The following is a 23,933-nucleotide window of genomic DNA, read 5'->3' as shown; positions in this document are numbered from 1 at the left end:
GGTGCGGTTCTCTGTGCGGATGGTTCCGGAGGTTCATCAGCGGTTCTGGGAGGCGATGGCGCGGGGGGATTTCATCACCGATGCGGCGGTTGCGGCGGGCACCTACCGGGTGCAGGGCCGCCGGTGGTTGGTCGCTGCTGGTGGGGTGCGTCCGCGGCGGGGACGCGACCTGAAGGGTCGGTGTTTGACGTTGGCTGAGCGGGAGGAGATCGCGTTGGGCCGGGCGGCCGGTGAGTCGATGCGCTCGATCGCTGCTCGGCTGGGTCGTAGCCCGTCGACTATCTCCCGCGAGCTGGCCCGCAATGCCGAGCAGATAGGGCGGTATCGGGCCACGAGCGCGCATGCGGCGGCGTACGGGCGGGCGTCGCGTCCGAAGCGGTGCAAGCTGGCCACCAACGTGGTACTGCGGGAGCGGGTCGAGCAAGACTTGGAGAAGAAGTTCTCACCCGAGCAGATCGCCGGCCGGGTGAAGCAGGACTTCCCCGATGACCCGGAGATGTGGGTGTCCACCGAGACCATCTACCAGTCGCTGTATGTGCAGTCCTGTGGGGCGCTACGCCGTGAGCTGACCAAGTGTCTGCGCACTGGGCGGGCGTTGCGTGAGCCGGGCCGCAAGGTCGGGCAGCGTAAGAACCGGATCCCGGGCATGGTCAATATCTCCGAACGGCCTGCCGAGGCGGCCGATCGTGCGGTGCCGGGGCATTGGGAGGGTGATTTGGTCATTGGTAAGAACAACGCCAGCGCGATCGGCACTCTCGTCGAGCGGACTACCGGGTACGTGCTGCTGCTGCACCTGCCCGAGGGGTATAAGCCTGAGCAGGTCGCGCCGGTGTTGGCCGCGAAGATCCAAACTCTTCCTGCGCCGCTGCGTCGTTCGCTGACCTGGGACCAGGGCGCGGAGATGCGGGATTGGAAACAGGTCGCGATCGCAGCCGACATCCAGATTTTCTTCTGTGACCCGTACAAGCCGTGGCAGCGCGGTACGAACGAGAACACCAACGGCCTGCTACGACAGTACTTTCCCAAGGGGACCGACCTATCCGTGCACAGCCAGGCCGACCTGGACTGGGTCACCGCCGAACTGAACGACCGGCCCCGCAAAAGACACGACTACGCCAAGCCCGACGAACTGATCGGCCCGCTGCTCCAGGCATAACGGGCGGGGGGGCGGTGGTGCGCCACACCGGGAGTGGCCGCCCGATAGCCAGCCGATCAAAGGGGGCAAGGGCTCGCAGTCAAGGGTGGGGCGCAGCCCCATCGCGCCAGCGACGCCGCAAGGCGCCCTTGACGGCGAGACCTACCCCTCATCCTCCCCGATCGGGCGGCCACGACCTTCTCCTTCACGCCACCGCGACCCGGCCGTTCCGTTTTCCGTTCGCTACGCTCACCCCAACAAGCAGCCGTGTTGCGACCACCGCCAGAATCCGCCCTGGGTAGTTCGTACAGCTGGGTAGTGGTGTCGCCGCCTCCGGCGGGCTACTTGCTCGTGTCGTCCCCTCGCGCGTCGTCGCCCGTGTCGCGGTGGGCGTCGGTGTGGTGGTGGGCGTCGGTGTGATGGTGGGCGTCGCTGTCGCGCCCAGGCCGGTCGTGCTCGGTGGGCTCGTCCTCGCCCAGGATCCGGTAGATCCGCGACCGGGCTTCCCGCAGGGTCTCGGTGATCCGGTGCAACTGTTGCTCGTTCGCCGCGTGGGCGCCCTGCATGGCCGCCGTCATCAGGCCCGCGCCGGCGTTGCGGAGCTCGTGCCACGGCGAGTCGGTCGGCTCGGTGAACTCCTCCCAGGGGGCCGAACCGCCACGCCTGGCGATTTCCTCGCGGCCGGCGTCGGTGAGCGAGTACAGCCGCTTCCCCGTGTCCTCGGTGGAGGCGACGAGCCCTTCGTCCTCGAGGAGTTGCAGGGTCGGATAGATCGAGCCGGCACTCGGTCGCCACGCACCGCCGGTGCGTTCCTGGAGCTCGCGGATCATCTCGTAGCCATGCATCGGCCGGTCCGAGTCGGCGAGAAGGTGCAGGATCCCGGCGCGGATGTCGCCGCGGCGGGCGCGCGGGCCGCGACGGCCCGGGAACCCGAACGGCGGACCCCATCCGCCGCGCCGTCCACCGCCTCCGAAACCACCAGAGCCGCCGAAACCACCAGAGCCGCCGAAACCCGGGCCGAAGCCGAAGTCGAAGCCACCGAACCCTGGCCCGCCCGGGCCGAGGCCCGCCAATCCCGGCCCGCCTGGGCCGAAGCCGCCGTGGTTCCTGCCGTGTTCGTGATGCTCGTGGTGGCTGCTGCGCTCATCGCGGCGCCGCTCGCGGCGCTCCCGACGCTCGCGACGGCGCTCATGGTGGCGCTCGTCGTGGCGCTCGTGGTGGTGCTCGCCGTGGCCGGCGGGCTCACCGTGACGGCCCTCCGCAGGGAAGTCGGGACCGGGCCAACCGGCGTTGTCGCCACGCCGCCCGCCAGGACCCCGATCCCGGAACGGCCCCTGGTTCATGAACCTCTTCATGGCGCGTCTCCTTCGTTCGATGCCATGCTAACGATGGTTCACGATATATCGCCGATACAGCGCCGACAAGGCCCTCGGCGTGCCAGACCACTGGTTGGTCGTACGAAAGAGCCGGTTTGCGGGGGCCCCGTGGCGCGCGAGGTCCCGTGGTCCGCTTGGACCGTGGCCCGCTTGGACCGCGGCCCGCTTGGACCCGTGGGTTGCTCAGGCCTGTGGGCTGCGGAAGCCGGGGTGGTCGGATGGGAGGACGCGCGCCAGGATCCACGCGCTCACCGCCACGCACCCGGCGACGAGCGGCCAACTCAGCGCGACTCTCGCGATACCGAGGGCGACGACGGCGTTGGCCAGGTAGAGCGACCCGAGGACGGCGACCCGCACGACGTACTGACCGACCCACACCCACGACGCCGTCGCGTACGCCCGCAGCAACGCGGGGTCCCGCCGCCAGCGACCACCCTGACGCAGTGCGGTGCCGACCACCACGCCCAGCAGGGGCCAGCGCACGACGATGCTGACGATCCAGGCGAGCGCACTCGCGGCGTTGGTGACCAGTTGGACGAGGAAGAAGTCGGCGGCGTGTCCGGTCCGCAGGACGACGGCGGCGGCGATGGCGACACCGAGGAGACCGAGGAGAACCGCCCGCGGCCGCGTACCCCGGAGTAGCCGGTAGACGCCGAGTAGCACGCTCACACCGAACGCGGCCACCGCTCCCCAGGCCACCGAATGCCCGGTCAGCAGCCAGGCGGCGACGAAGGCCACCGGCGGCAGCGTCGCGTCCGTGGACGCCCGCCATCCGCCGAGGAGCCGGGCCAGTGACTCCGGCTGCGCGATGTCCGGTTCCTTCTTCTCGTGCACCTGCACGTGACTAAGCCTGCCCTAAGTACGCAAGGTCGGGGCCTTCGCAGTCGGCAATAGGCCAACCCGACCTGCGCTCTAAGGTGGGTCCATGACCGCCCGCCCGTCCGGACCTCGCCTGCGTCGCAGCTTGCAGGGCATCCCCTCGTACAAGCCAGGTCGGCCCGCCGCTCCCGCCAAGGGCCGGCCGACGTACAAGCTGTCGAGCAACGAGAACCCCTACCCGCCGCCTCCCGAACTGCTCGAGGCTGCGCGTGCGGCCGCGGGCACAATGAACCGCTACCCGGACCTCTCCTGCGGGCGTCTGACCGGCGAGCTGTCCCGCCGCCTCGACGTGCCGGTGAGCAATCTGGCGCCCGGCACCGGATCGGTCGCGTTGCTCTACCACCTCATCCAGGCGGCCTGCGAACCCGGCGACGAGGTGGTCTACGCGTGGCAGTCGTTCGAGGCCTATCCGATCGCGTCGCAGGCGGCCGGCGCGACCCAGGTGCGGGTGCCGCTCACCGCCGGGGCGCGGCACGACCTCCCTGCGATGGCGGCGGCGGTCACTGATCGCACTCGGGTCGTCATCGTCTGTACGCCGAACAACCCGACCGGCCCGGTCGTCCACCACGACGAGCTGGCGGACTTCCTCGCCCGGGTCCCGGACGATGTTCTGATCGTGGTCGACGAGGCCTACCTGCAGTTCATCCGCGACCCTGACGCGGCCGACGGCCTCGCCCTCTACCGGGAGCACCCGAACGTCTGCATCCTTCGTACGTTCTCCAAGGCGTACTGCCTGGCCAACCTCCGGGTCGGTTTCGCGATTGCCCACGAACCGGTCGCCGACGCCCTCCGCGCCTGCACCCCTCCGTTCGCGGTGTCGACCGTGGCGGAGGAGGCGGCACTGGCCGCGCTGGGGTGCGAGGACGTGCTGTTCGCGCACGTGGAGCAGCTTGTCAAGGAGCGCTACCGGGTCGCGGAATCCCTTCGTACACAGGGATTTGCCGTCCCTGCGACAGAGGCCAACTTCGTCTGGCTGCCGCTCGGTGACGACGCTGACCGGTTCGCGCAGGCCTGCGAGGCCGAGGGGGTCGTCGTCCGTGCGTTCCCCGGTGCGGGCTGTCGGGTGAGTATCGGTGAACCGGCCGCCAACGACCTGGTGCTCGAGGTAGCAGGCCGCTGGTCGGCGTGACCGGCAACCGGACGATGGCCGGAAGCGGTCATCTGCACCGACACGGCCAGCGGTCGCCCGGGCGGGCCAATCTTCCCGGCCCAGGGGGCGCGACCGATCGGGTCACGATGGTTAGGCTTCCTCGCCATGACGGTCCTAGGGCAACTTGTACGCGGATTGCTTGTCGTCGTCGGTCTTGCGCTGCAGGTCCTCGTCGGCCTCCAGATGTTCCTCTCGATCGACTTCGGCCCCGCCGAGCTGACCGCCGAACAGCGGGATCTCTATCCCTGGATCGGCCTGGGCTTCGAGATCGCGGCGGGTGCGCTGGCGATCGGTGCGGTCGCGGGTGCGATCCGCCGCCGCGGGCGGGCAGAGGTCGTTCCGTACGACAGGACCACCGAACGACCCGCACCGCAGGAACGTGCCGAGGCTGGCATGACGGAGACCACCAGGTTCCCCGCGCCAGCCGCCGGCACTGAGGCGGACGCCGCGGAGGCCAGCGGTGCGGTGGCGCAGGACCGGTGGCCGGCGGACGGTGACCAGCCTCCGCCCGCACAGGCGATCGGTGGAGCACAGTGGCAGGACCGGGCTGAGTCGGGGCGGCCGAGCTACGGCGAGCCAGTGCAGTCGGGTGGGAGCGAACCGGTCGGACAGCGGTACGGCGATGCCGGGCGTGCGGACGCGAGCCCTTCGTGGTCGGGAGCCGAGCAGCCCTCCGACGCCGGACGGGGTGTGGGCGAATGGTCCCGGCGTGGGCAGGGTGTCGGCGAGTGGCTTCAGTCGGATCAGCGCCGAGTCGGTGAGTGGTCCTCCGGCCAGCCGGCCGCGCAACCGGCCGCGCAACCGGCCGCGCAACCGGCCGCTGAGTGGCCGGCGCAGGCAGGCCAGTCGGGTCAGGCGGGGCAGTCGGGTCAGGCGGGGCAGTCGGGTCAGGCGGGTCAGGCGGGGCAGCAGGGCGGCGTGGCCTGGCAGGCCCACCCACCCGCGCCGGCAGGGTGGCCAGCGCAGCAGAGCGGCGGTGCGTGGACGAGCCAGCCTGGCCAGCAGGGTGCCGTCGCCGAGTGGCCGAACCAGCCAGCGCAGCAGGGTGTCGCCGAGTGGAATCAGACCACCACCCAGCAGACGGCGGGTGACTCCCACCAGACCGCAGGCGAGTGGCCGAGCCAGTCCGGTCACCAGAGCGGCGGGGCCTGGTCCACCCAGCCCACGACACAGCCCGTCGCCGAGTGGCCGAACCAGTCGGGGCAGCAGAGCGTCGCCGAGTGGAATCAGACCCCCACCCAGCAGACGGCGGGTGACTCGCGGCAAACCGCAGGCGAGTGGCCGAGTCAGTCGGGTCAGCAGGGTGCGCCCGCTGAGTGGACGAGCCAGCCTGGTCAGCAACCGGCCACCTCCGGGTGGTCCGACGATGCCGCCAGCAAGGAAACGTCCGACCTCCCCGACGAGACGTCCCGTTCCGGTGTCGGTGACTGGTTCTCCGAGCCGCCGCGGCCGATCGCGAGCGACCCTCCCACCGAGGCGCGTCCAGCCGTCGAGTGGACGAACGATCCGGCCCGCCATGGACTCGGCGACTGGCCAGGCGAGTGGCCCTTCGACCGACCCGGCGACCGACCCGGCGATGGGCCCGACCAGCAGGCCGATCGCCCCACCGATGGGCCTGGAGACCAGCAAGGTGAGGCCGTACGTGACGATCGCACGGACGATCGCAGTGCCGGCCAGCAGGGCAATAGCCCGGGCGAATCACCTCGGTACTGACCAGATCCGGTCACAGGTCCGGCGGTGTCACCGGTCACAGGGGTCCGCCACGTGGCGTCAACGCCCTTACTCGGTTGACGTGTTGGCTTACTCTTGTTGGGTCATCTGTTGACCTGACCGGATCGTCGGGGAGGGGTCTCGCGCACAGATCCGGCAGCAGTTCACTTCGGCCTGACAGCGCAGTCGGCCATGACGGCGCAGTCGACCGACAGCGCAGTCCACTGATACCCGGTGAGGAGCGGCCTGCCCGACGATGCCATCAGATAGACCGGCGCTCGGCGCCCACCAGTCAGAAAGTCCAGATCCAGGAAGCCAAGACCCAGACAGTTCAGATCCAGACAGTTCCGAAGGCCAGCCAGCCACACCGCCAGGTGGCAGACGCCGTTTCGCCGGCGTGACCAACCTGTGGCGGCTTCGTTCGTACCTCCGTCCCTACACCGGGCGCCTGGTCCTGATGCTCCTCGCGGCCCTTGTCGGTGTCGGCGCGAGCTTGTCGATTCCCCTGGTCACGAAGGAGATCATCGACGGTCCCATCGCCCACCGGGAAGTCACCGGACTGATCCTGCTCGGTCTCCTCGCCGCCGGCCTCGGTATCACCGAGGCGTTCCTGATCTTCGTCCGGCGGTGGATCCAGTCCCGCGCGGTCCTGGGTCTCGAGACGCAGATCCGCGACGACCTCTACGCCCACCTGCAGCGGTTGCCGATGGCGTTCCACGGCGGCTGGCAGAGCGGTCAGCTGTTGTCGCGGGCGACGACGGACCTGTCGGTGATCCGGCGGTTCCTCGGGTTCGGCGTCCTGTTCCTCATCACCAACATCGTGCAGCTCAGTGTCGTCGCCGTGCTGCTGTTCCGGATGTACTGGCCACTCGGCCTCGTCGTCGCGGCGTCGGCCATCCCGATCGTCATCGCGTCCGGACGGTTCGAACGGCGTTACATCCGGATCTCCCGCCAGGTGCAGGACGAGCAGGGTGACCTCGCCACGGTCATCGAGGAGGGTGCCGTCGGCATCCGGGTGATCAAGTCGTTCGGACGACGGCACCACGTCTACGACAAGTTCGACGAGGGTGCCTGCAACGTCTACGCCACCTCGATGGAGAAGGTCCGGCTCTCGTCCCGGTTCTGGACCGTCCTCGGGTTCGTTCCCAACGTCACCCTCGCCTTGGTCCTGCTGCTCGGGGCGCTCGCGGTGGGGCGGGGCGCGCTGACGCTGGGAGCCCTCGTCGCGTTCACCACCCTGATGCTCCAGCTGGTGTGGCCGATCGCGTCGATGGGCCACATCCTGGCGATGGCGCAGGAGGCGATGACCGCCGCCGACCGGGTGATGGAGGTGCTCGACACCGAGCCCACGATCGCCGGCGGCACCAAGGAGGTCGCGCGGCTCAGGGGGCACCTGCGTTTCGAGGGCGTCGGGTTCCACTTCCCTGACGACAAGACTCCGGTCCTGCGAGATGTCTGGCTCGACGTTCAGCCGGGCGAAACCCTTGCAGTGGTGGGCGCCACGGGCTCGGGCAAGACGACGTTGACGGCGCTGGTGCCGCGGCTCTACGACGTCACGGCGGGCCGGATCACCGTGGACCGTCACGACATCCGCGATCTCACCTTGCCGACCCTCCGGTCGGTCGTCGCCACGGCGTTCGAGGAGCCGACGTTGTTCTCCATGAGCGTGCGGGAGAACCTCACGCTCGGCCGGTCGGACGCGACGGACGACGAGATCGCCCAGGCGCTCGAGGTCGCGCAGGCGACGTTCGTCTACAACCTGCCCTGGGGACTCGACACCCGGATCGGCGAGCAGGGCATGTCACTGTCCGGTGGGCAGCGGCAGCGGCTCGCGTTGGCCCGCGCGGTGTTGACCAAGCCGAAGGTGCTCGTCCTCGACGACACGTTGTCCGCCCTCGACGTCGAGACCGAGGCGTTGGTGGAGGAGGCGTTGCGGAAGGTACTCGAGCACGCGACCGGCATCGTCGTCGCGCACCGCGCGTCGACGGTTCTGCTGGCCGACAAGGTAGCGCTGTTGCAGAACGGCACGGTCACTCACGTCGGCACCCACCACGAGCTCCTCGACCAGGTGCCCGAGTATCGCGAACTGCTCGGCCAGGACGCCGATCTCGACGCCGAGGAGGTGATGTCGTGACCGCATCCTCGACCGAGGCGGCCGACCGGACCGATCAGGACCGCAGGCACGGCGGCAACGGCGACGACGGCCGTACGGACGGCAAGGATTGGCGCGGCGTCGCCGCGGAGCAGCAGGACGAGATCACCGAGAAGGTGTCTCTGCTCCTGCGCGAACGTTCCCGCCGGCTGTTGGGCGACCTGCTGCGGCCACACAAGAAGCTGATCTTCGCGCTGATCGCGATCGTCATCGCCGAAAACGCTGCCCGGCTGGCGATTCCGTACCTCGTGAAGGTCGGGATCGACCGCGGTATTCCGCCCATCCTCGCCAGTGAGGGCGCGCGGACGCTGATCACGGTCGTCGCCGTCATCCTCGTAGCGGCGATCGGTCAGGCGCTTGCGCGACAGGCCTTCCTGCAACTGTCCGGTCGCATCGGTCAGGACATCCTGCTGGAGCTGCGCCGGCGGGTCTTCAACCACTTCCAGAAGCTGTCGCTGCGGTTCCACGAGAAGTACACCTCGGGTCGGGTGATCTCCCGCCTGACCTCCGACATCGACGCGATCTACGAGCTGCTCCAGTCCGGCTTCGACGGCCTGGTCTCGGCGGTGCTCACGCTCATCGGTACCGCGATCCTGCTGCTGGTGCTCGATGTCCACCTCGGCCTGGTGGCGTTGATCCCGATCCCGATCCTGTTCCTCTTCACCCAGTGGTTCCGCAAGCAGTCCAGCATCGCGTACCGGCGTACGAGGGAGACCGTCGCGGCGGTCATCGTGCACTTCGTCGAGTCGATGAACGGAATCCGCGCGGTCCAGGCGTTCCGTCGGGAGCCGCGTAACCAGGAGATCTTCCGCGAAGTCAACGAGGCCTACCGGGACGCCAACATGCGCGGCATGCGGCTGATCGCGGTCTTCATGCCGGGCATCAAGCTGATCGGCAACCTCACCGTGGCCGCGGTCTTGCTGTACGGCGGCTGGCTGGCGTTCCACGACGCCGTGACGGTCGGCGTGCTGACGGCGTTCCTGCTCTACCTGCGGCAGTTCTACGAGCCCATGCAGGAGATCAGCCAGTTCTACAACACATTCCAGTCGGCGAGTGCGGCACTGGAGAAGCTGTCGGGTGTGCTCGAGGAACAGTCGGACGTGCCCGAGCCGACCCATCCGGTGCCGCTGCCGCGGGCCAAGGGCACGGTGCACTTCGACGGGGTGGAGTTCGGCTACAAGAGCGACAGACCTGACGGTGAGGCGCAGGAGGAGCGGCTGGTGCTCCCGCATCTCGACCTGCGTGTGCCGGCCGGGCAGACGGTGGCACTGGTGGGTGCGACGGGTGCCGGCAAGACGACGCTCGCGAAGCTGCTGTCGCGGTTCTACGACCCCATCCGCGGCACGGTCAAGCTCGACGGTGTCGACCTGCGCGATCTCGACGAGGCCACGTTCCGGCGGGCGGTCGTCATGGTGACGCAGGAGAACTTCCTGTTCACCGGCACGGTCGCCGACAACATCCGCTTCGGCCGGCCGAGCGCCTCGATGAAGGACATCGTCCACGCCACAAGGGCGATCGGCGCAGACGAGTTCATCACCAGCCTGCCGGACGGCTACGACACCGAGGTCGGCAAGCGCGGGGGCCGGCTGTCGGCAGGGCAGCGGCAGTTGGTGGCGTTCGCGCGGGCGTTCCTGGCCGATCCGGCCGTGCTCATCCTCGACGAGGCGACGTCCAGTCTCGACGTTCCCAGCGAACGACTGGTGCAGCGGGCACTGCGTACCATCCTCGCCGACCGGACGGCGCTGATCATCGCGCACCGGCTCTCCACGGTGGAGATCGCCGACCGGGTGTTGGTGATGGAAGGCGGTCGGATCGTCGAGGACGGACCGCCGTCGGACCTGATTGCCGATTCCGGACGGTTCGCCGATCTGCATCAGGCGTGGTTGGACAGTCTCGCCTGAGTGCCTTCCTGCCGGTCCGGCGGCGCACCATCGCTCGCCGGACCGGCCATATTTTCAGGCACGGTACGGCTCAATGTGCCGACGCAGAGTGAGGAATACCACTCTGTGGAACGTCGACCTGCCCGGCGGGCGGGCTGGACTGGAATTCGTCCACCAGACCCGGGTACGGTCAGTTACCGACAAGTCCGTCCAGGGGCTGGCCGGACTGCAGGTGGAAACGTCGCGCGTCGACCCACTACGAGGGTCCGAAGAGGCGCAGACGCCGGCCGGACTGCGGCGAAGGCGCCAAGCATGCCGCGGTCGAACGCCCCTAGTGCTCCGCCGTGCTGGCCTTGGACGCCGTGCAGCGGCGCGCGACGAGAAGCGATGAGGGAGCTAGTGCCCGCCGTACGTGCCGAAAAGCTCTACAAAGTGTTCGGACGTCGCGCTGACGATGCCGTCCGCCTCCTCGAACAAGGAAAGGACAAGGAGTCCGTCGGCAAGCTTGGCGTCACACCCGCTGTCATCGACGCGTCCTTCGAAGTCGAGCCCGGTGAGATCTTCGTCGTCATGGGGTTGTCCGGCTCCGGCAAGTCGACGCTCATCCGGATGCTGAACGGACTGCTCGAGCCCACCTCGGGTGCGGTCTACATCGACGAGACCAAGCTCACAGGCCTGCCGAGCAAGGAGCTTCGCGCGCTCCGGCAGGAGAAGGTCAGCATGGTCTTCCAGCACTTCGCGTTGCTGCCGCACCGCACCGTGCTCGAGAACGCCGCGTACGGCCTGGAGATTCGTCAACTGCCGAAGGCGGAGCGGCTCGAGCGCGCCAACAACGCACTCGAGATGGTCGGCCTCACCGGATGGGAGAGCCACCTGCCGACCCAGCTCTCCGGCGGAATGCGGCAGCGCGTCGGACTCGCCCGAGCGCTCGCGGCTGGCACGGACGTGATGTTGATGGACGAGGCGTTCAGCGCACTCGACCCCCTGATCCGGCGTGAGATGCAGGACCAGTTGGTGGAACTCCAGGCCAGGTTGGGGAAAACCATCATCTTCATCACCCACGATCTCAACGAGGCCATGCGGTTGGGTGACCGGATCGCGATGATGCGCGACGGGCGGATCGTGCAGATCGGTACGTCAGAAGAGATCCTGCAGGACCCGGCGAACGACTATGTGGCGCAGTTCGTGCAAGATGTCGACCGTTCACGCGTACTGACGGCGAGTGCGGTGATGGAGCGGTCCGTCGCCGTCGTGGGCGCGCGCTCCGGACCGCGCCAGGCGCTGCGGACCATGCGCGAGCAACAGGTGGCCGCGGCGTTCGTGGTCGACAGCGACCGGAAACTTGTGGGCGTCGTTCGTGACGCCGCCGTCGCCGAGGCGACCCGCCAGGGCTCGGAGTCGCTGACCAGTCTGATGGATCCCGAGGATGTCGTCGCCGTCTCACCCGACACGGTGGTGGCCGAACTCCTGACGCCATCCGCGGAGTGTCCGGTGCCGCTCGCGGTCGTCGACGAGGAGAAACGGTTGGTCGGCGTCATACCCCGTGTCACGTTGCTGCTCGCCCTCGGCGGCGGCGCAGGGGAGTCCGACGGGAGCAGTACGTCAGAGGATGCGGCGGAGCCGTCCTCGGTGTCCACCGAGGAGGTGCCGTCATGAACCTGGCCGCTGTCGAGATTCCCCGGATCCCCGTCGGTGAGGCCATCGAGGCGGTCATCGACTGGTTGATCGCCACGTTCGGGGTGCTGCTCGATGCCATCGCTTCGGTGCTCGAGTGGACCTATGACGGGCTGACGACGTTCCTACTCACCCCGACGATCATCGGGCTCGCCCTCCTGTTCGGTGTCGTCGCTTTCGCCCTGCGGGGATGGAAGGTGGGCGTCGCCGCGTTCGTGGGGGCGGCCGTCCTGGGCTACCTCGCGGCGGTGACGAGCATCCCGCCGGTGTTCGTCCTGTCGCTGACCTTCGCCCTCCTCGGGTTCGCCTTACGTGGATGGAAGTTCGGTCTGTTCTCGCTCATCGGGTTCGTGCTGGTCGGCGGGATGGACCTGTGGGACTCGTCGATGGAGACGTTGTCCCTGGTCCTGATCGCAAGCGCGTTGGCGGTCCTGCTGGCCGTCCCGGTCGGCATCCTCGCCGCGCGCAACGACACGGTGAGCCAGCTGATCAGGCCGGTCCTCGACGTGATGCAGACACTTCCCCCCTTCGTCTACCTGATTCCCGCGATCCTGATCTTCGGCGTCGGCCCGGTTCCCGGCGCCGTGGCGACCGTGATCTTCGCGATGGCACCAGGCGTGCGGTTGGTGGAGTTGGGCATCCGTCAGGTCGATCGTGAAGTTGTCGAGGCCGGCGAGGCGTTCGGCGCTTCACCGATGAAGATCCTCGCCCGGATCCAGCTTCCACTCGCCCTTCCGACGATCATGGCGGGCGTCAACCAGGTGATCATGCTCGCCCTGTCCATGGTCGTGATCGCCGGCCTGGTGGGTGCTGGTGGCCTTGGTGGCGATGTCTACTCCGCGATCTCCAACGCGCAGATCGGCGAGGGTTTCGAAGCCGGGATAGCGGTGGTGATCCTGGCGATCTATCTCGACCGCCTCACGGCGGCGCTGACGAGCCGCTCGGCGGTCGTCCGAGCGGCTGCGGCCGCCGGCGAACAATGATGTTCGCGGGCGTCCCAGGCGAGCAGGACGTGTTCGGTCCAGCACGAGGCCTGAGCAATCCGAAGATGGGAAAGGACAGCTAACCGTGCAACGTGAATCGAAGATGAGACGCCTGACGATGCTGATCGCGGCGTTGCTCGCCTTTGGGCTGGTGACGGTGGGTTGCGGCACCATCGGGGGATCCGAAGGCGACACCGGTGACACCGGCGGAGGTAAGGCCGAGGAGCCCGCGGGCGAAAAGTCGATCAAGATCGGCTGGATTCCGTGGGACGAGGACGTCGTCGTCACCCACATGTGGAAGCAGGTGCTCGAGGAGAAGGGCTACGAGGTCGAACTGGTTCAGCTCGACCCGGGACCGATCTTCACCGGCCTCTCCAAGGGTGACATCGACCTCTTCCTCGACGGCTGGCTGCCGGTGACTCACCAGCCGTACTGGGAGAAGTACAGCGCGGATCTCGAGGACCTCGGGGTGTGGTACGACAACGCGAAGCTCGCCTTGGCCGTACCGGACTACGTGAAGGCGAAGTCGATCGAGGACCTGAAGGGCAGCGGGGGCGAGTTCGACGGCCGGATCGTCGGTATCGAAGCCGGTGCCGGACTGACCCGGGTCACCAAGGAGGAGGCGATCCCGCAGTACGGCCTCGAGGGTGAGTACGAGCTCGTGACATCGTCGACTCCGGCGATGCTCACCGAACTGCAGAAGGCGATCGACGCCAAGGACCCCGTCGTCGTGACTCTGTGGCGTCCGCACTGGGCGTACGCGAAACTGCCGATCCGCGACCTCGAGGACCCCAAGGGCGCGATGGGTAAGGCAGAAGAGATCCACGCGATCGGCCGGAAGGGCTTCAAGAAGGACTTCCCCGAGCTGGCCGGCTGGATGGCCAACTTCACGATGGACGACGAGAGCCTCGGCACGCTGGAGGACGTCGCCCTGAACCAGAACGAGGGGAATGAAGAAGAAGGCGTCACGGCCTGGATGGAAGACAACCCGGACTTCGTGACCAACCTGACGAAGTAGTTCTCCGGCTCCGGCCGGGTCATTGACGCGGACGCCCGGTGATCACCCGAGTGGTGATCACCGGGCGCCGTCGTATCCGCACGGTGTTCCCGCCGTTCCTCGATGGGCAGGGCCGTTTCGTCTTCTTTTCGGCCTCTTACGACAAAGGCGGGCATTTCGTCCGGCAGGCTTGGATTGATCTCGATAGCTGTGTAAACCTGGGCCGGTTCGTCCGCGGTCGGGGGAGATCTGTTCCGCAGTTTTCCAGCGATACCCCGGACCGGAAGGCGAGCAGGTGCCCAGATCTTTCCCGCGCGGTGACTCCAGTCGGCACCCGCGGAATTCGGGGGTCCGCCGCCGGAAGCAGATGCGTACTCCCGTGATTTTCGGCATCGCCCTCGCGCTCATCCTGTTCGGCGCGGTCGGCGGCGGTGTGTACGTCCTCACCGGGTCGGCAGGGGGCAGTCGGCTGTGGGCGATGTACGCAGGTGAGCATGACGGCGACGCCCGCGCCAATGCCACGGCGCGGGCCTCCCGCGGCGACCGGCTCGACTTCCCCACTCCGGACGCGTTGCCTGACGCGGGCACGTGGACCGCGGTGTCGGAGGCCAAGCGGGCGCGAGGTCACGCGCTCCAGGACCACGCCGACGACGTGCGCGCCAAGGCCGAACTGGCCAGGAAACAGGCCGCGCAGGAGAAGCGGGAGGCCGCGGCCAAGGCCCGACGCGCGGCCGAACGGCGGGCACAACGGGCCGCGCGGACTGCCTCGCCCGCGCCGACACCGTCGATCTCGCCGAAGGTCGTGGAGACGGTGAGCGGGCTCGCCAGCTACTTCGGTGACGAGTCCGAATACCAGCCGATGGCCTGCGGCGGCAACAGCCGGGAGCTCACCGAGGGCGTCGCGTTGTGGGAGGTCCCCTGCGGGACGATGATCCGGATCACCAGCAAAGAGACGGGCAGGAGCGTGATCGCACCGGTGCGCGACCGGGGTCCCGCCGAGTGGACGGGCGTCGCGATCGACCTGCTGCCTGACACCTGGGACGCGCTCGGGGTGCCCCGCAGTCAGGGCAAGCAGGAGGTCACCTACGAAGTGCTGGCCGACCAGGGCGATGCGCCCTGAGGAGGTGTGCGGCTGCCGGTGTGCCCGCGGCGGCGTGTCCATGATGTGGAACGCCCACGCTCGCGTGGGGCCTGGTGCGGACGCGGGAGGTCCAGCATTGGCCGAGAAGTACCCTGCCCGGTTGGCTGTTACCCGCTCGTCCTGTCACAGTGGAGCGGGCGCGAGTTGTCCACGGTCTGGTCAGGTGGGGAGATGGAGCTGCCGGCGACGTCATGTTCGGTGCTGTCGGCGACGCTGGCAGAACCCCTGGCGGGCACGGCAGCGGCGGCGCGGACGTGGATGTGCATCGAGCAGTCCGGGCCCTACGGCCCCGACGCCCTACGCGAATCCCACCTCGATCACGAGATCGGCACGGAGCTCATCCGCCGGGCGGGCGGGACGGGCGTACGACTGCAACTGATCCGGCGGCCAGGGCGGCATGCCGACGAACACCCACCGACCGTCCGCCGGCAGGTCTTTCTCGCGCACACCCGGCCTGGCGCGACGTGGCTCGTCCATGGGCGCGTCGACGATCCTCGCGAGCTGCTCGACCTCGATCTCGATGCGCTCGGATCCGGCGTCCGCCCGTCGTTCGGGCGTCTCGACGATCGCACGTTGCTCCTGGTCTGCACCAACGGCCGCCGCGACGTCTGCTGCGCTTTGCGTGGGAGACCGATCGCCGCCGAGCTGGCAACCCGCCACGGCGAGCAGGTGTGGGAGACGACGCACACCGGTGGGCACAGGTTCGCGCCGACGGCGGTGGTGCTCCCCAGCGGGTACCTGTACGGCCGGCTGGATGCCGGTTTCGCGGATCGGCTGCTCACCGGCTCGGGTACGGGCCAGATGGTGACCGAGCGGTGTCGTGGTCGATCGACGTGGAGCCCTGCCGGTCAGGTCGCCGAACTCGCGGTCCGCGCTCTGACGGGGGAAACCGGGACCGACGCGCTGATCCTCGACGACGAGTTGGTCGACGGCGCCGACTGGCGGGTGCGGGTGAGGGAGCGGGACCGGGATGGCGCCCCGGATCGCGTGCCGGCCACCGAGGACGGCGGCGCGGCGGCCCCGAACGGCAACCCGCCACCAGGACCTGCGCGCGCCTGGTGGGTGAGCGGGCGCGTCGAGACGCCCGAGCCGGAACGCCGCACCAGCTGCGCCAAGGCTCCCGTCATCCCCACCGTCAACCTCGCGACCGGGATCTCCGAGGGCGTGCCCAGTCCGCTCCCCGGCTGACGTCGTACCTCGGGCGTTCCTTCGGTGGCGTACCGCCGACGTGTGTCCGCCCCTGATGACGAACGCGGAGATGTGTGTCCGACGTCCCTGGCTGGCCGTTCTGTGACCTATGGAATCTGTTGACCGGATACCGGAATGGGTATACAGAATGTCCTCAAAAGGGTGGGCGGTGGGATGAACGAACGGACCAGGTGCGTCGGCAGAATGACCCGGAGGACCCTGCTGAGTTCGAGTGCCTCCGCGGCCGCTGCACTGACCCTGACCGGGTGTGACCTCCTCTCGACAGACCCGGGGGGCAACGGATCGAAGCGGGGTGGTCGGAGGCGGAATAGTGCCAAGGAAGCGCCCGCTCTGGTCGACCTGGTCCGAGGAGGGAAACTCCCGCCCCTGAAGGAGCGTCTTCCGAAGACTCCCCTCGTCGTCCGCCCGGTCGAGCGGGTGGGGGTGTACGGAGGGACGTGGCACACCGCGCTGGTCGGCAGCGACGACGCCGCGTGGATGGAAAGGCTGCAGCACTACGGTGGCCTGCTTCGTTACAGCAGGGACTGGAGCGGCGTGGTCCCGGATGTCGCCGAGTCCTACGACGTCAATGACGACAAGACCGAGTACGTCTTCCACCTGCGGGAAGGTATGAAGTGGTCAGACGGCTCACCGTTCACCGCAGACGACGTGACGTTCTGGTTCGACGACGTCTTCATGAACGATGAGCTCACTCCCACCAAGTCGCCGCTCCTGCTCAGCGCAGGGAAGCCGCCCACGTTAGAGAAGGTCGACGACCATGCCGTGGCCTTCCGATACCAGACCTCCCATGGTCTCCTGGCCCGCTATCTGGCCGGGGGAAACGGGCTGGAGCTGATCAACAAGCCTCGCCACTATCTTGAGAAGTTCCACCAGAAATATGTCCCGGACACGATCGACCGGAAAGTCAGGGACGCGGGATTCGAGGACTGGGTCGCACTCTTTCTCGATCGCGCCGACTGGTCGCTGAACCCGGACCTTCCCACCCTCAGCCCGTGGACGCTGGAAACGCCGTACGACGGCAGTGGGACTCGCGTCGTCGCGAAGCGCAATCCGTACTACTGGAAGGTCGATCCCGAAGGCAACCAACTCCCCTACCTCGACGGGATCGAGTACCAAGTCCTGCAGACGCCCGAGGTGGTCCTGCTCAAGGCGCTCGGTGGTGAGTTGGACATGCACAGCAGGCACATCAACATCGCCGAGAACAAACCCGTGCTCGCTCGGGATCGGGAGAAGGGCAACTACCGATTCTTCGATCTCCTTCCAGATCCGATGAACACGGCACTTCTGATGCTCAACGTGACTCATACCGACGCCGTTAAGAGGAGTGTCTTCGGGAACAGGGAATTTCGGATCGGGCTTTCCCATGCGTTGAACCGCCAGGAGATCATCGCCGCGATCTATCGGCGGCAAGGTGAGCCATGGCAGAGCTCGCCACGGCGCGAAACCGGGTTCTACAACGAGAAGCTCGCGAAGCAGTTCATCTCCTACGACGTCGATCTCGCCAACGATTACCTCGACCGCGCCGGGTACAGCGGTAAGGACGGGGACGGTTTCCGCCTCGGCCCCGACGGCGAGCGGATCAGAATCCTGTTCGACGTCGCGTCGGAGGGAAATGACGGACCCGAGTTTCCACAGGTTGCCGAGTTCGTCGGGCGCTACTGGCGCGATGTCGGAGTCGACACCGTGGTCAAGACCGTGTCCCCGTCCCTCGTCGAGGCCAAGCGGGAGGCGAACGAACAGGACGTTTCGATGGTGCTGGCGTTCGGCGGGACCAATGTGGTCATGGATCCTCGCGCGTACTTCCCCCAGAGCGGCAACGAGTACGCCGGCCCGTGGGTGGAGTGGTACGAATCCCGCGGCGCATCCGGCGAGCGGCCGCCTGACTGGGTCCGGCGGCAGATGGCTCTGTACGACCAGCTGCAGACGACGGTGGGCGAGGACGATCAGGCGAACCTGATGAAGGAGATCCTCGCCATCGCGGCCGAGGAGTTCGCCTTCATCGGGATCAATCTTCCCGCCAAGGGCTACGGCATCGTGCGAAATGACTTCCACAACGTGCCGAAGGAGATCCACTCGAGCACCGGCGCGTGGTTTCCTGATCCCGGCCCCACCGACCCGTGCCAGTACTTCACCACCAGGACCTGAGGCATCGAACTACACGGACCTGAGGGCGTGGAACCACGAGGACCTGAGGTACGGAAACGGTTCGTACGGCGACGACAAGCCCGCTCGTTCAAAGCAGGGCGGACTCGAGGGCGGAGCGATGCTCGTCGACCCAGGCGTACGCCTCCTGAATCGCCTTGACGTGCCCTGCTGACCGGAGCCGCTCCATCGCCGGATCGCCCGCGTCGGCCCGCTCGTCGATGCCTCGCCAGCAGCGGTCCTGCCACCACAGGATCGTCTCGACGAGCGCACGCCGGTCCCGCGTCCGTAGCGCGTAGGTGTCGGCGACCAGGCCGATCAGCCGCGCCGGCCCTTCGGGACTCGCGCGCCCCGGCCCGAGGTCGAGAAACTGCCAACACACGTGGGCGACGTCGTGGATCCGCCGGCCGGGTGCGGCGAAGTCCCAGTCGATGAAGGCGTACGGACGCAGGCCGGCGCCGTCGTCGCGGTAGACGGTGTTCCTGGGTGACAGGTCGTTGTGACAGACCACCTCGTCGTCCTCCGCCAGTGGCGTCCCGGCGGTCAGGTCGTGGAACTGCCGCACCAGTTTGGCCACCCGGGTCAGGCTGTCCTCGGACCAGACCGCCGGAGGTTGTGCCGGCTGCCACGCGACGTGACCGGCCAGATAGGTCAGTGTCTGCCGCCCTTCCTCGTCGACGCCGAGGTAGCGGGGCGCCGCGGGCCAGCCGTGGCGGGCGAAGAGCCGGAGGACGTCGTGGATGTAGGCCGCGCGCGCCGGCATCGGTCGGCGTACTGTCTCGCCGATGCGTACGACGTCGTGCGCCAGGCCACCTGCGAGGCGCTCCCCGGTCACGCGACGCTGGCGGCTCATGTGCCCAGCCTGCCCGGGTGTACGCCGACCTGCCAGCATCGGGTTGCCGCGCGCCATGTGTAGCCCCTGGTCCAACGGGCGTGTGCGGGAGGGTGCCCCTGATCCAACAGGCACGCGCTCCCACAGGCACGCCGCGCGAGCTCCGGTCTTGCAGGCCGAGCCGGCAAGATCCACGAGACGCGGCAATTCCCCACGAACCTGGTGAATCTGCCGCGCCTGGTCGGGAATGATCACCCATTCGTGATCATTCCCGCGCACGAAGGCGGCCGGGTCGGGCGACTTCTGGGCTGATCCGCCGGCGAAGGGGCAAGCTGGATTCATGACCGAGGAGGCGTACGTCTTCGATGCGATCCGCACACCACGAGGCCGGGGGAAGCGGGGCGCGCTGCACAGCGTGAAACCGGTGACCCTCGCGTCAGGGGTGTTGGAAGCGCTGCAGGTGCGTTCCGAACTCGACACCGAACGCGTGGATGATGTGGTCTTCGGCATCGTCACGCCGGTGGGTGAGCAGGGGGCCGACCTGGCTCGTACCGCGGTGCTGATGGCCGGCTGGGACCTCAGGGTCCCCGGTACCCAGCTCAACCGGTTCTGCGCCTCCGGTCTCGAAGCCGTCAACCTGGCCGCACAGAAGGTCAGGTCGGGCTTCGACGATCTCGTCGTGGCCGGCGGTGTCGAGTCGATGTCGCGGGTGCCGATGGGTTCCGACGGGGGCGCGTGGTTCATCGACCCGGAGACCAACCTCGCCACCGGATTCGTACCCCAGGGCGTGAGCGCCGACCTGCTCGCCACCCTGGAGGGTTTCACCCGCGACGACGTGGACGCTTATGCCGCCGAGTCGCAGCACCGGGCGACGGTCGCTCGCGACAAGGGCTACTTCGACCGGTCGCTGGTCCCGGTCGTCGACCACAACGGCATGCTGCTGCTCGACCATGACGAGGCGATCCGCCCCGAGACCACGGTCGAGACTCTGGGCGGCCTCAAGCCCAGTTTCGCCGACCTCGGCGCGCTCGGTTTCGACGCCGTGGCGATCGACCGCTATCCGAGCGTCGAACGCATCAACCACGTCCACACGGCGGGCAACTCCTCCCAGATCGTGGACGGGGCGGCGGCTGTCCTCATCGGCGGTGAACGCGTCGGCGCGGACCTCGGCATCGCCCCGCGGGCCCGGATCGTGAGCGCCGCGGCGGTGGGGACCGACCCGACGATCATGCTGGTCGGTCCCGCTCCGGCCGCCCGCAAGGCGCTTGACAAGGCGGGGTTGACGGTCGGTGACATCGACCTGTTCGAGGTCAACGAGGCGTTCGCCGGGGTGGTGCTGCGGTTCATGCGGGAGCTGGACGTCTCACCCGAGATCGTCAACGTCAACGGTGGTGCCATCGCGCTCGGCCACCCGCTCGGAGCGACGGGCGCGATGTTGCTCGGCACGCTGCTCGACGAGCTCGAACGACGGGACCTCCGCCGTGGACTCGTGACGCTCTGCGTGGGTGGTGGCATGGGCGTCGCCACGATCATCGAACGGCTCTGACGCCGACGTGACCTACCGGCGCCGGAAACCGCCGAGGTGCTGATCCCTGCGGTGTGGTTCCGCCTGGACCGGACTCAGCGGCGCGTCTTGATCACTTCGTAGAGTGCCGTCCAGTCCTTGGCGCCGTGGCCAGCGGCGATGGCGCGTTCGTAGTGTGACCTGACCGCCTTCGGCAGCGCGACGTCGACGCCGGAGTTCTCGCTTGTGCGCAGGATGTGGTGAGCGGTGGCGCCCATCATCTGGGCCGTGCTCAGCTCGCCAGGGTGCTCACCTGCTTCCAGCCGGCGGGCGAGTTCACGACCGTCGCCGATCATCGCCGGAATGTCGGTGAGGGTGGTCAGCGCGCCGGGCAGGAACTCGGCTGCCGGTATTCCGGCGGCGGTGACGAGCGCCGTGGCGTGGAGCAGGCTCGACAACGCGGTGAGGAACACGTCGAGGTGGGCCTGGTAGAAGAGCTGGGCCAGGCCCGGGTCCTCGCCGAGGTACGTGGGTGCGCCGATCCGGCTCAGCACTGGTACGTGGACGTCGAACACCTCCCTGGGTCCGCTGTAGAACACGTACGCCGCTGGCGTGCCGATCGCGGGAGCAGGCACCATCACGCCACCCGTCACGAAGCTCGCTCCGTGCCTGGCGGCCCATTCCGCCGCCTCGCGGGAGGCGTCAGGCGTGTCGGAGCTGAGGTTGACGATGACGCTTCCGGCCAGCACGCCGGCGTACTCCTGATCGTCGACGGCCGGGCCGAGGATGTCGTACATCGCCTGGTAGTCGGTGAGGCTGAGGATGGTCAACTCGCTGGCCGCGACGGCCGCTGCCGGAGTGAGCGCCAGCACGGCACCCGCCGCGACGAGTGCGTCGGCACGGCTCGGAGTGCGGTTCCACAACGTGACCCGGTGCCCAGCCTCGAGCAGCGCGCCGGCCATCGCCCGCCCCATCGGGCCGAGCCCAATGACGGTCACCGTTGAGGGCGTGTCGGTGCTCATGCGGTGCTCCTCAGCTCCTCGAAAGTGCGTGCGAATCCCTGCTCGCCGAATCCAGTGTCGATCTGCCGACGGTCGCGGAGGGCCTGCGCCCGCTGCGGCGTACGGTTCCACACCACCGCGGGCCGCCCGGAGTCGAGCACGGCCCTCACGAGCGCGCTGCCCATCGCTCCCAATCCCAGGAACGTGGTTCTGGTTGTCATCGGTTTTCCTTCGGACTGCTTGGTTCGGATCGGTACGCCTGGCGTCATCCTTCGTCGCTACATTCCGCTTGACAAGTACTCACTAATTTGTTCAATACTTACTGTTTCGTAAGTATTGAAGCCCGCCGTGGAAACAGGCGTGGTGAGGCAGGAGGGATCTGATGACGTCGAGGGCGCGACGTGGCCCGTACGTCTGCGGAATCGATGCCGCGATGGACGTGGTGTCGGGAAAGTGGAAGTCGCTGATCCTGTGGGAGTTGAACAACTACGGCACCCGCCGGTTCGGCGAGCTCAAGCGTGGCCTGCCAGGTGTCAGCGAGAAGATGCTCATCCAGCACCTCCGCGAGATGGAGGAGGACGGGCTGATCCACCGCGAGGTCTATCGTGAGGTCCCGCCGAGGGTGGAGTACTCCCTCACCGAGCACGGCAGCTCCCTCAACGACGCCCTTGGCCCCCTGGGCGTCTGGGGCTCCGCACGAGTCAAGCGCCTCGCCGCGGACTCATCACCGGCACCGGCGTAACCGTCACCGGGACCCACCACGGGCGGGCACGGGCTTGTCGCCGAACTCCGCCAGCAGCCGGGCCAGCTCGGCCTCGAGCTCGCGCCGCACGTCGGCGTACGCCGGATCGTCGTGGACGCTCCGCAGCTCGGCCGGATCCTTCTCGAGGTCGAACAACTCCCACTCAGGAGCCGTACGCCGGTCAGACGTGCCGGCCAGACCGAGTCCGTCGCCGTAGTAGTAGATGAGCTTGTACCGCTGGGTGCGTACGCCATAGTGCGCGACCACGTGATGCGCTCCGTCGTCGTGTTCCCAGTAGCGGTAGTAGACGGACTGCCGCCAGTCGGCGGGCTGCTCACCGCGTAGCAGCGGGCGCAGGCTCCGCCCCTGCATGCGCGGGAGCGGATCCAGGCCGGCATAGTCGAGGAACGTCTGCGCGAAGTCGATGTTGAGTGCCATCGCGTCCGTGGTCGACGCGGCCGGGATCTCGCGCGGGTAACGGATCATCAGCGGCATCAGCAGCGACTCGTCGTACATGAAGCGTTTGTCGTACCACCCGTGGTCGCCGAGGAAGAACCCCTGGTCGGAGGTGTAGACGACGAGGGTGTTCTCGGCGAGGCCCTCCTCGTCGAGCGCGTCCAGCACCCTGCCGATGTTCTCGTCGACCGACACCACACACCGCAGGTAGTCCTGCATGTAGCGCTGGTACGCCCACTTCGTGCGCTCGCGGCCCTCCAGCCCGGGCGGATAGGGCTGCTTGACGTCGCGTTCGTTGAGGTCATGGCTGATGCGCATCTTCGCCTCGCGGGCGGCCCTGCTGTGGCCGGCGTGGTCGTCCCACAGGGTCGGCGGCTCGGGGACCCCTTCCTTGAACAACTCCGCGTGCTTGATGTCCGGATCCCAGCTGCGGTGGGGCGCCTTGTGGTGCAGCAGGAGGCAGAACGGCCGGTCGCGGTCCCGCTCGGTCAGGCGTCCCAGCGCCAGGTCGGTGAGGACCGTCGTCGTGTAGCCCGGCACCTGGCGCCGGCGGCCACCTTCCGACAGCAGCTCGGGATCCCAGTACGGACCCTGGTCCTCCAGCACCTCCCAGTAGTCGAAACCCCGCGGGTCGTGGATGCCGCCATGGCCGAGATGCCACTTTCCGACGAGCCACGTCTGGTAGCCGGCGTCGCGCAGCATCGACACGAACGTCGGCTGGCGTGCGTCGAAGTGGGTCGACAACGTGCTGACGCCGTTGACGTGGCTGTAGGTCCCGGTCAGGATCGACGCCCGGCTCGGCGCGCACAGCGCGTTCGTGCAGTACATCGCGTCGAACCGCATGCCCTCCGCCGCGATCCGGTCCATGCTCGGCGTCTGGAGGAACTCACTGCCGTACGCCGAAATGGCGTGGGCGGCGTGGTCGTCGGTCACGATGAACACGATGTTCGGCCGGTCGTCGGTCACTGGC

Annotated in this window: 19 protein-coding genes; 13 read left to right on the top strand and 6 right to left on the bottom strand. The window is 68.1% G+C overall.

The genetic code is table 11. The annotated features are described in order from the left end of the window. The first annotated feature begins 19 nt into the window (after nt 1–19). A complete protein-coding gene (locus tag ABN034_RS20365) occupies nt 20–1,156 on the top strand; it encodes an IS30 family transposase (protein WP_502879068.1) in 1,137 nt (378 codons plus the stop codon). A 320-nt stretch (nt 1,157–1,476) separates the two neighbouring features. On the opposite strand, the gene ABN034_RS20360 is transcribed toward ABN034_RS20365, so the two are convergent. Next, the gene (locus tag ABN034_RS20360) at nt 1,477–2,490 is read right to left on the bottom strand and encodes a PadR family transcriptional regulator (protein ID WP_349692567.1); all 1,014 of its coding nucleotides are present in this window, start codon (nt 2,488–2,490) and stop codon (nt 1,477–1,479) included. 204 nt (nt 2,491–2,694) lie between these two features. Continuing rightward, nucleotides 2,695–3,351 carry a DUF3159 domain-containing protein gene (locus ABN034_RS20355; RefSeq protein ID WP_349692566.1) on the bottom strand — a complete coding sequence of 219 codons (657 nt, stop codon included), beginning with the start codon at nt 3,349–3,351 and terminating at the stop codon, nt 2,695–2,697. Nucleotides 3,352–3,436: 85 nt separating this feature from the next. Between ABN034_RS20355 and hisC the strand changes: the two genes are divergently transcribed. From hisC to ABN034_RS20305, 10 genes are all read left to right on the top strand, one after another. Beyond that, nucleotides 3,437–4,519, top strand: coding sequence for a histidinol-phosphate transaminase (hisC, locus tag ABN034_RS20350; protein WP_349692565.1), 1,083 nt, complete (start codon nt 3,437–3,439; stop codon nt 4,517–4,519). Between the two features lie 126 nt (nt 4,520–4,645). Continuing rightward, nucleotides 4,646–6,253, top strand: coding sequence for a hypothetical protein (locus tag ABN034_RS20345; protein WP_349692564.1), 1,608 nt, complete (start codon nt 4,646–4,648; stop codon nt 6,251–6,253). 394 nt (nt 6,254–6,647) lie between these two features. Further along, the gene (locus tag ABN034_RS20340; protein WP_349692563.1) at nt 6,648–8,384 is read left to right on the top strand and encodes an ABC transporter ATP-binding protein; all 1,737 of its coding nucleotides are present in this window, start codon (nt 6,648–6,650) and stop codon (nt 8,382–8,384) included. Further along, the gene (locus ABN034_RS20335; RefSeq protein WP_349692562.1) at nt 8,381–10,303 is read left to right on the top strand and encodes an ABC transporter ATP-binding protein; all 1,923 of its coding nucleotides are present in this window, start codon (nt 8,381–8,383) and stop codon (nt 10,301–10,303) included. The genes ABN034_RS20340 and ABN034_RS20335 overlap by 4 nt, the downstream gene beginning before the upstream one ends. 366 nt (nt 10,304–10,669) lie before the next feature. Beyond that, nucleotides 10,670–11,938 (top strand): quaternary amine ABC transporter ATP-binding protein, encoded by a 1,269-nt coding sequence (locus ABN034_RS20330; RefSeq protein WP_349328352.1) that lies wholly within the window; start codon nt 10,670–10,672, stop codon nt 11,936–11,938. After that, nucleotides 11,935–12,939: an ABC transporter permease gene (locus ABN034_RS20325; protein ID WP_349692561.1), complete on the top strand. Its 1,005-nt coding sequence runs from the start codon at nt 11,935–11,937 to the stop codon at nt 12,937–12,939. Before ABN034_RS20330 ends, ABN034_RS20325 begins: the two co-directional genes overlap by 4 nt. 103 nt (nt 12,940–13,042) lie before the next feature. Further along, the gene (locus ABN034_RS20320; protein ID WP_349692560.1) at nt 13,043–13,957 is read left to right on the top strand and encodes a glycine betaine ABC transporter substrate-binding protein; all 915 of its coding nucleotides are present in this window, start codon (nt 13,043–13,045) and stop codon (nt 13,955–13,957) included. A gap of 274 nt (nt 13,958–14,231) precedes the next feature. Next, entirely contained in the window at nt 14,232–15,056 is an 825-nt protein-coding gene (locus ABN034_RS20315; RefSeq protein WP_349692559.1) for a septal ring lytic transglycosylase RlpA family protein, read from the top strand. Nucleotides 15,057–15,248: 192 nt separating this feature from the next. Beyond that, entirely contained in the window at nt 15,249–16,265 is a 1,017-nt protein-coding gene (locus ABN034_RS20310; RefSeq protein WP_349692558.1) for a ferredoxin family protein, read from the top strand. A gap of 438 nt (nt 16,266–16,703) precedes the next feature. Next, a complete protein-coding gene (locus ABN034_RS20305; protein ID WP_349692557.1) occupies nt 16,704–18,431 on the top strand; it encodes an ABC transporter substrate-binding protein in 1,728 nt (575 codons plus the stop codon). Nucleotides 18,432–18,519: 88 nt separating this feature from the next. Here ABN034_RS20305 and ABN034_RS20300 read toward each other — a convergent pair whose 3' ends face one another. Beyond that, complete coding sequence (locus ABN034_RS20300; protein ID WP_349692556.1) at nt 18,520–19,281, bottom strand: phosphotransferase; 762 nt, start codon at nt 19,279–19,281, stop codon at nt 18,520–18,522. A gap of 319 nt (nt 19,282–19,600) precedes the next feature. On the opposite strand from ABN034_RS20300, the gene ABN034_RS20295 reads away from it, so the two are divergent. Further along, nucleotides 19,601–20,806: an acetyl-CoA C-acetyltransferase gene (locus ABN034_RS20295; RefSeq protein ID WP_349692555.1), complete on the top strand. Its 1,206-nt coding sequence runs from the start codon at nt 19,601–19,603 to the stop codon at nt 20,804–20,806. A gap of 74 nt (nt 20,807–20,880) precedes the next feature. Here ABN034_RS20295 and ABN034_RS20290 read toward each other — a convergent pair whose 3' ends face one another. Then, nucleotides 20,881–21,786, bottom strand: a complete 906-nt coding sequence (locus tag ABN034_RS20290) for an NAD(P)-dependent oxidoreductase (protein WP_349692554.1) — start codon at nt 21,784–21,786, stop codon at nt 20,881–20,883. Further along, a complete protein-coding gene (locus tag ABN034_RS20285; protein WP_349692553.1) occupies nt 21,783–21,986 on the bottom strand; it encodes an NAD(P)-binding domain-containing protein in 204 nt (67 codons plus the stop codon). Before ABN034_RS20285 ends, ABN034_RS20290 begins: the two co-directional genes overlap by 4 nt. Nucleotides 21,987–22,147: 161 nt before the next feature. Between ABN034_RS20285 and ABN034_RS20280 the strand changes: the two genes are divergently transcribed. Beyond that, nucleotides 22,148–22,507 carry a winged helix-turn-helix transcriptional regulator gene (locus ABN034_RS20280; RefSeq protein WP_349692552.1) on the top strand — a complete coding sequence of 120 codons (360 nt, stop codon included), beginning with the start codon at nt 22,148–22,150 and terminating at the stop codon, nt 22,505–22,507. Nucleotides 22,508–22,510: 3 nt separating this feature from the next. Here ABN034_RS20280 and ABN034_RS20275 read toward each other — a convergent pair whose 3' ends face one another. Further along, complete coding sequence (locus ABN034_RS20275; protein ID WP_349692551.1) at nt 22,511–23,929, bottom strand: sulfatase family protein; 1,419 nt, start codon at nt 23,927–23,929, stop codon at nt 22,511–22,513. Nucleotides 23,930–23,933 lie beyond the last annotated feature (4 nt).

It is taken from the genome of Actinopolymorpha sp. B11F2 (assembly GCF_040195635.1).
Lineage (GTDB): Bacteria > Actinomycetota > Actinomycetes > Propionibacteriales > Actinopolymorphaceae > Thermasporomyces.
Note: the sequence above shows the minus strand (reverse complement) of the source record. Positions and strands in the feature narration are given on the sequence as shown.

What these genes read in the sequence shown, in the direction of transcription:
- ABN034_RS20365 (WP_502879068.1), top strand. Translation starts at nt 20, where the DNA reads ATGGTTCCGGAGGTTCATCAGCGGTTCTGGGAGGCGATGGCGCGGGGG.
- ABN034_RS20360 (WP_349692567.1), bottom strand. Translation starts at nt 2,490, where the DNA reads ATGAAGAGGTTCATGAACCAGGGGCCGTTCCGGGATCGGGGTCCTGGC.
- hisC (WP_349692565.1), top strand. Translation starts at nt 3,437, where the DNA reads ATGACCGCCCGCCCGTCCGGACCTCGCCTGCGTCGCAGCTTGCAGGGC.
- ABN034_RS20345 (WP_349692564.1), top strand. Translation starts at nt 4,646, where the DNA reads ATGACGGTCCTAGGGCAACTTGTACGCGGATTGCTTGTCGTCGTCGGT.
- ABN034_RS20330 (WP_349328352.1), top strand. Translation starts at nt 10,670, where the DNA reads ATGAGGGAGCTAGTGCCCGCCGTACGTGCCGAAAAGCTCTACAAAGTG.
- ABN034_RS20325 (WP_349692561.1), top strand. Translation starts at nt 11,935, where the DNA reads ATGAACCTGGCCGCTGTCGAGATTCCCCGGATCCCCGTCGGTGAGGCC.
- ABN034_RS20320 (WP_349692560.1), top strand. Translation starts at nt 13,043, where the DNA reads ATGAGACGCCTGACGATGCTGATCGCGGCGTTGCTCGCCTTTGGGCTG.
- ABN034_RS20310 (WP_349692558.1), top strand. Translation starts at nt 15,249, where the DNA reads ATGGAGCTGCCGGCGACGTCATGTTCGGTGCTGTCGGCGACGCTGGCA.
- ABN034_RS20300 (WP_349692556.1), bottom strand. Translation starts at nt 19,281, where the DNA reads ATGAGCCGCCAGCGTCGCGTGACCGGGGAGCGCCTCGCAGGTGGCCTG.
- ABN034_RS20295 (WP_349692555.1), top strand. Translation starts at nt 19,601, where the DNA reads ATGACCGAGGAGGCGTACGTCTTCGATGCGATCCGCACACCACGAGGC.
- ABN034_RS20290 (WP_349692554.1), bottom strand. Translation starts at nt 21,786, where the DNA reads ATGAGCACCGACACGCCCTCAACGGTGACCGTCATTGGGCTCGGCCCG.
- ABN034_RS20285 (WP_349692553.1), bottom strand. Translation starts at nt 21,986, where the DNA reads ATGACAACCAGAACCACGTTCCTGGGATTGGGAGCGATGGGCAGCGCG.
- ABN034_RS20280 (WP_349692552.1), top strand. Translation starts at nt 22,148, where the DNA reads ATGACGTCGAGGGCGCGACGTGGCCCGTACGTCTGCGGAATCGATGCC.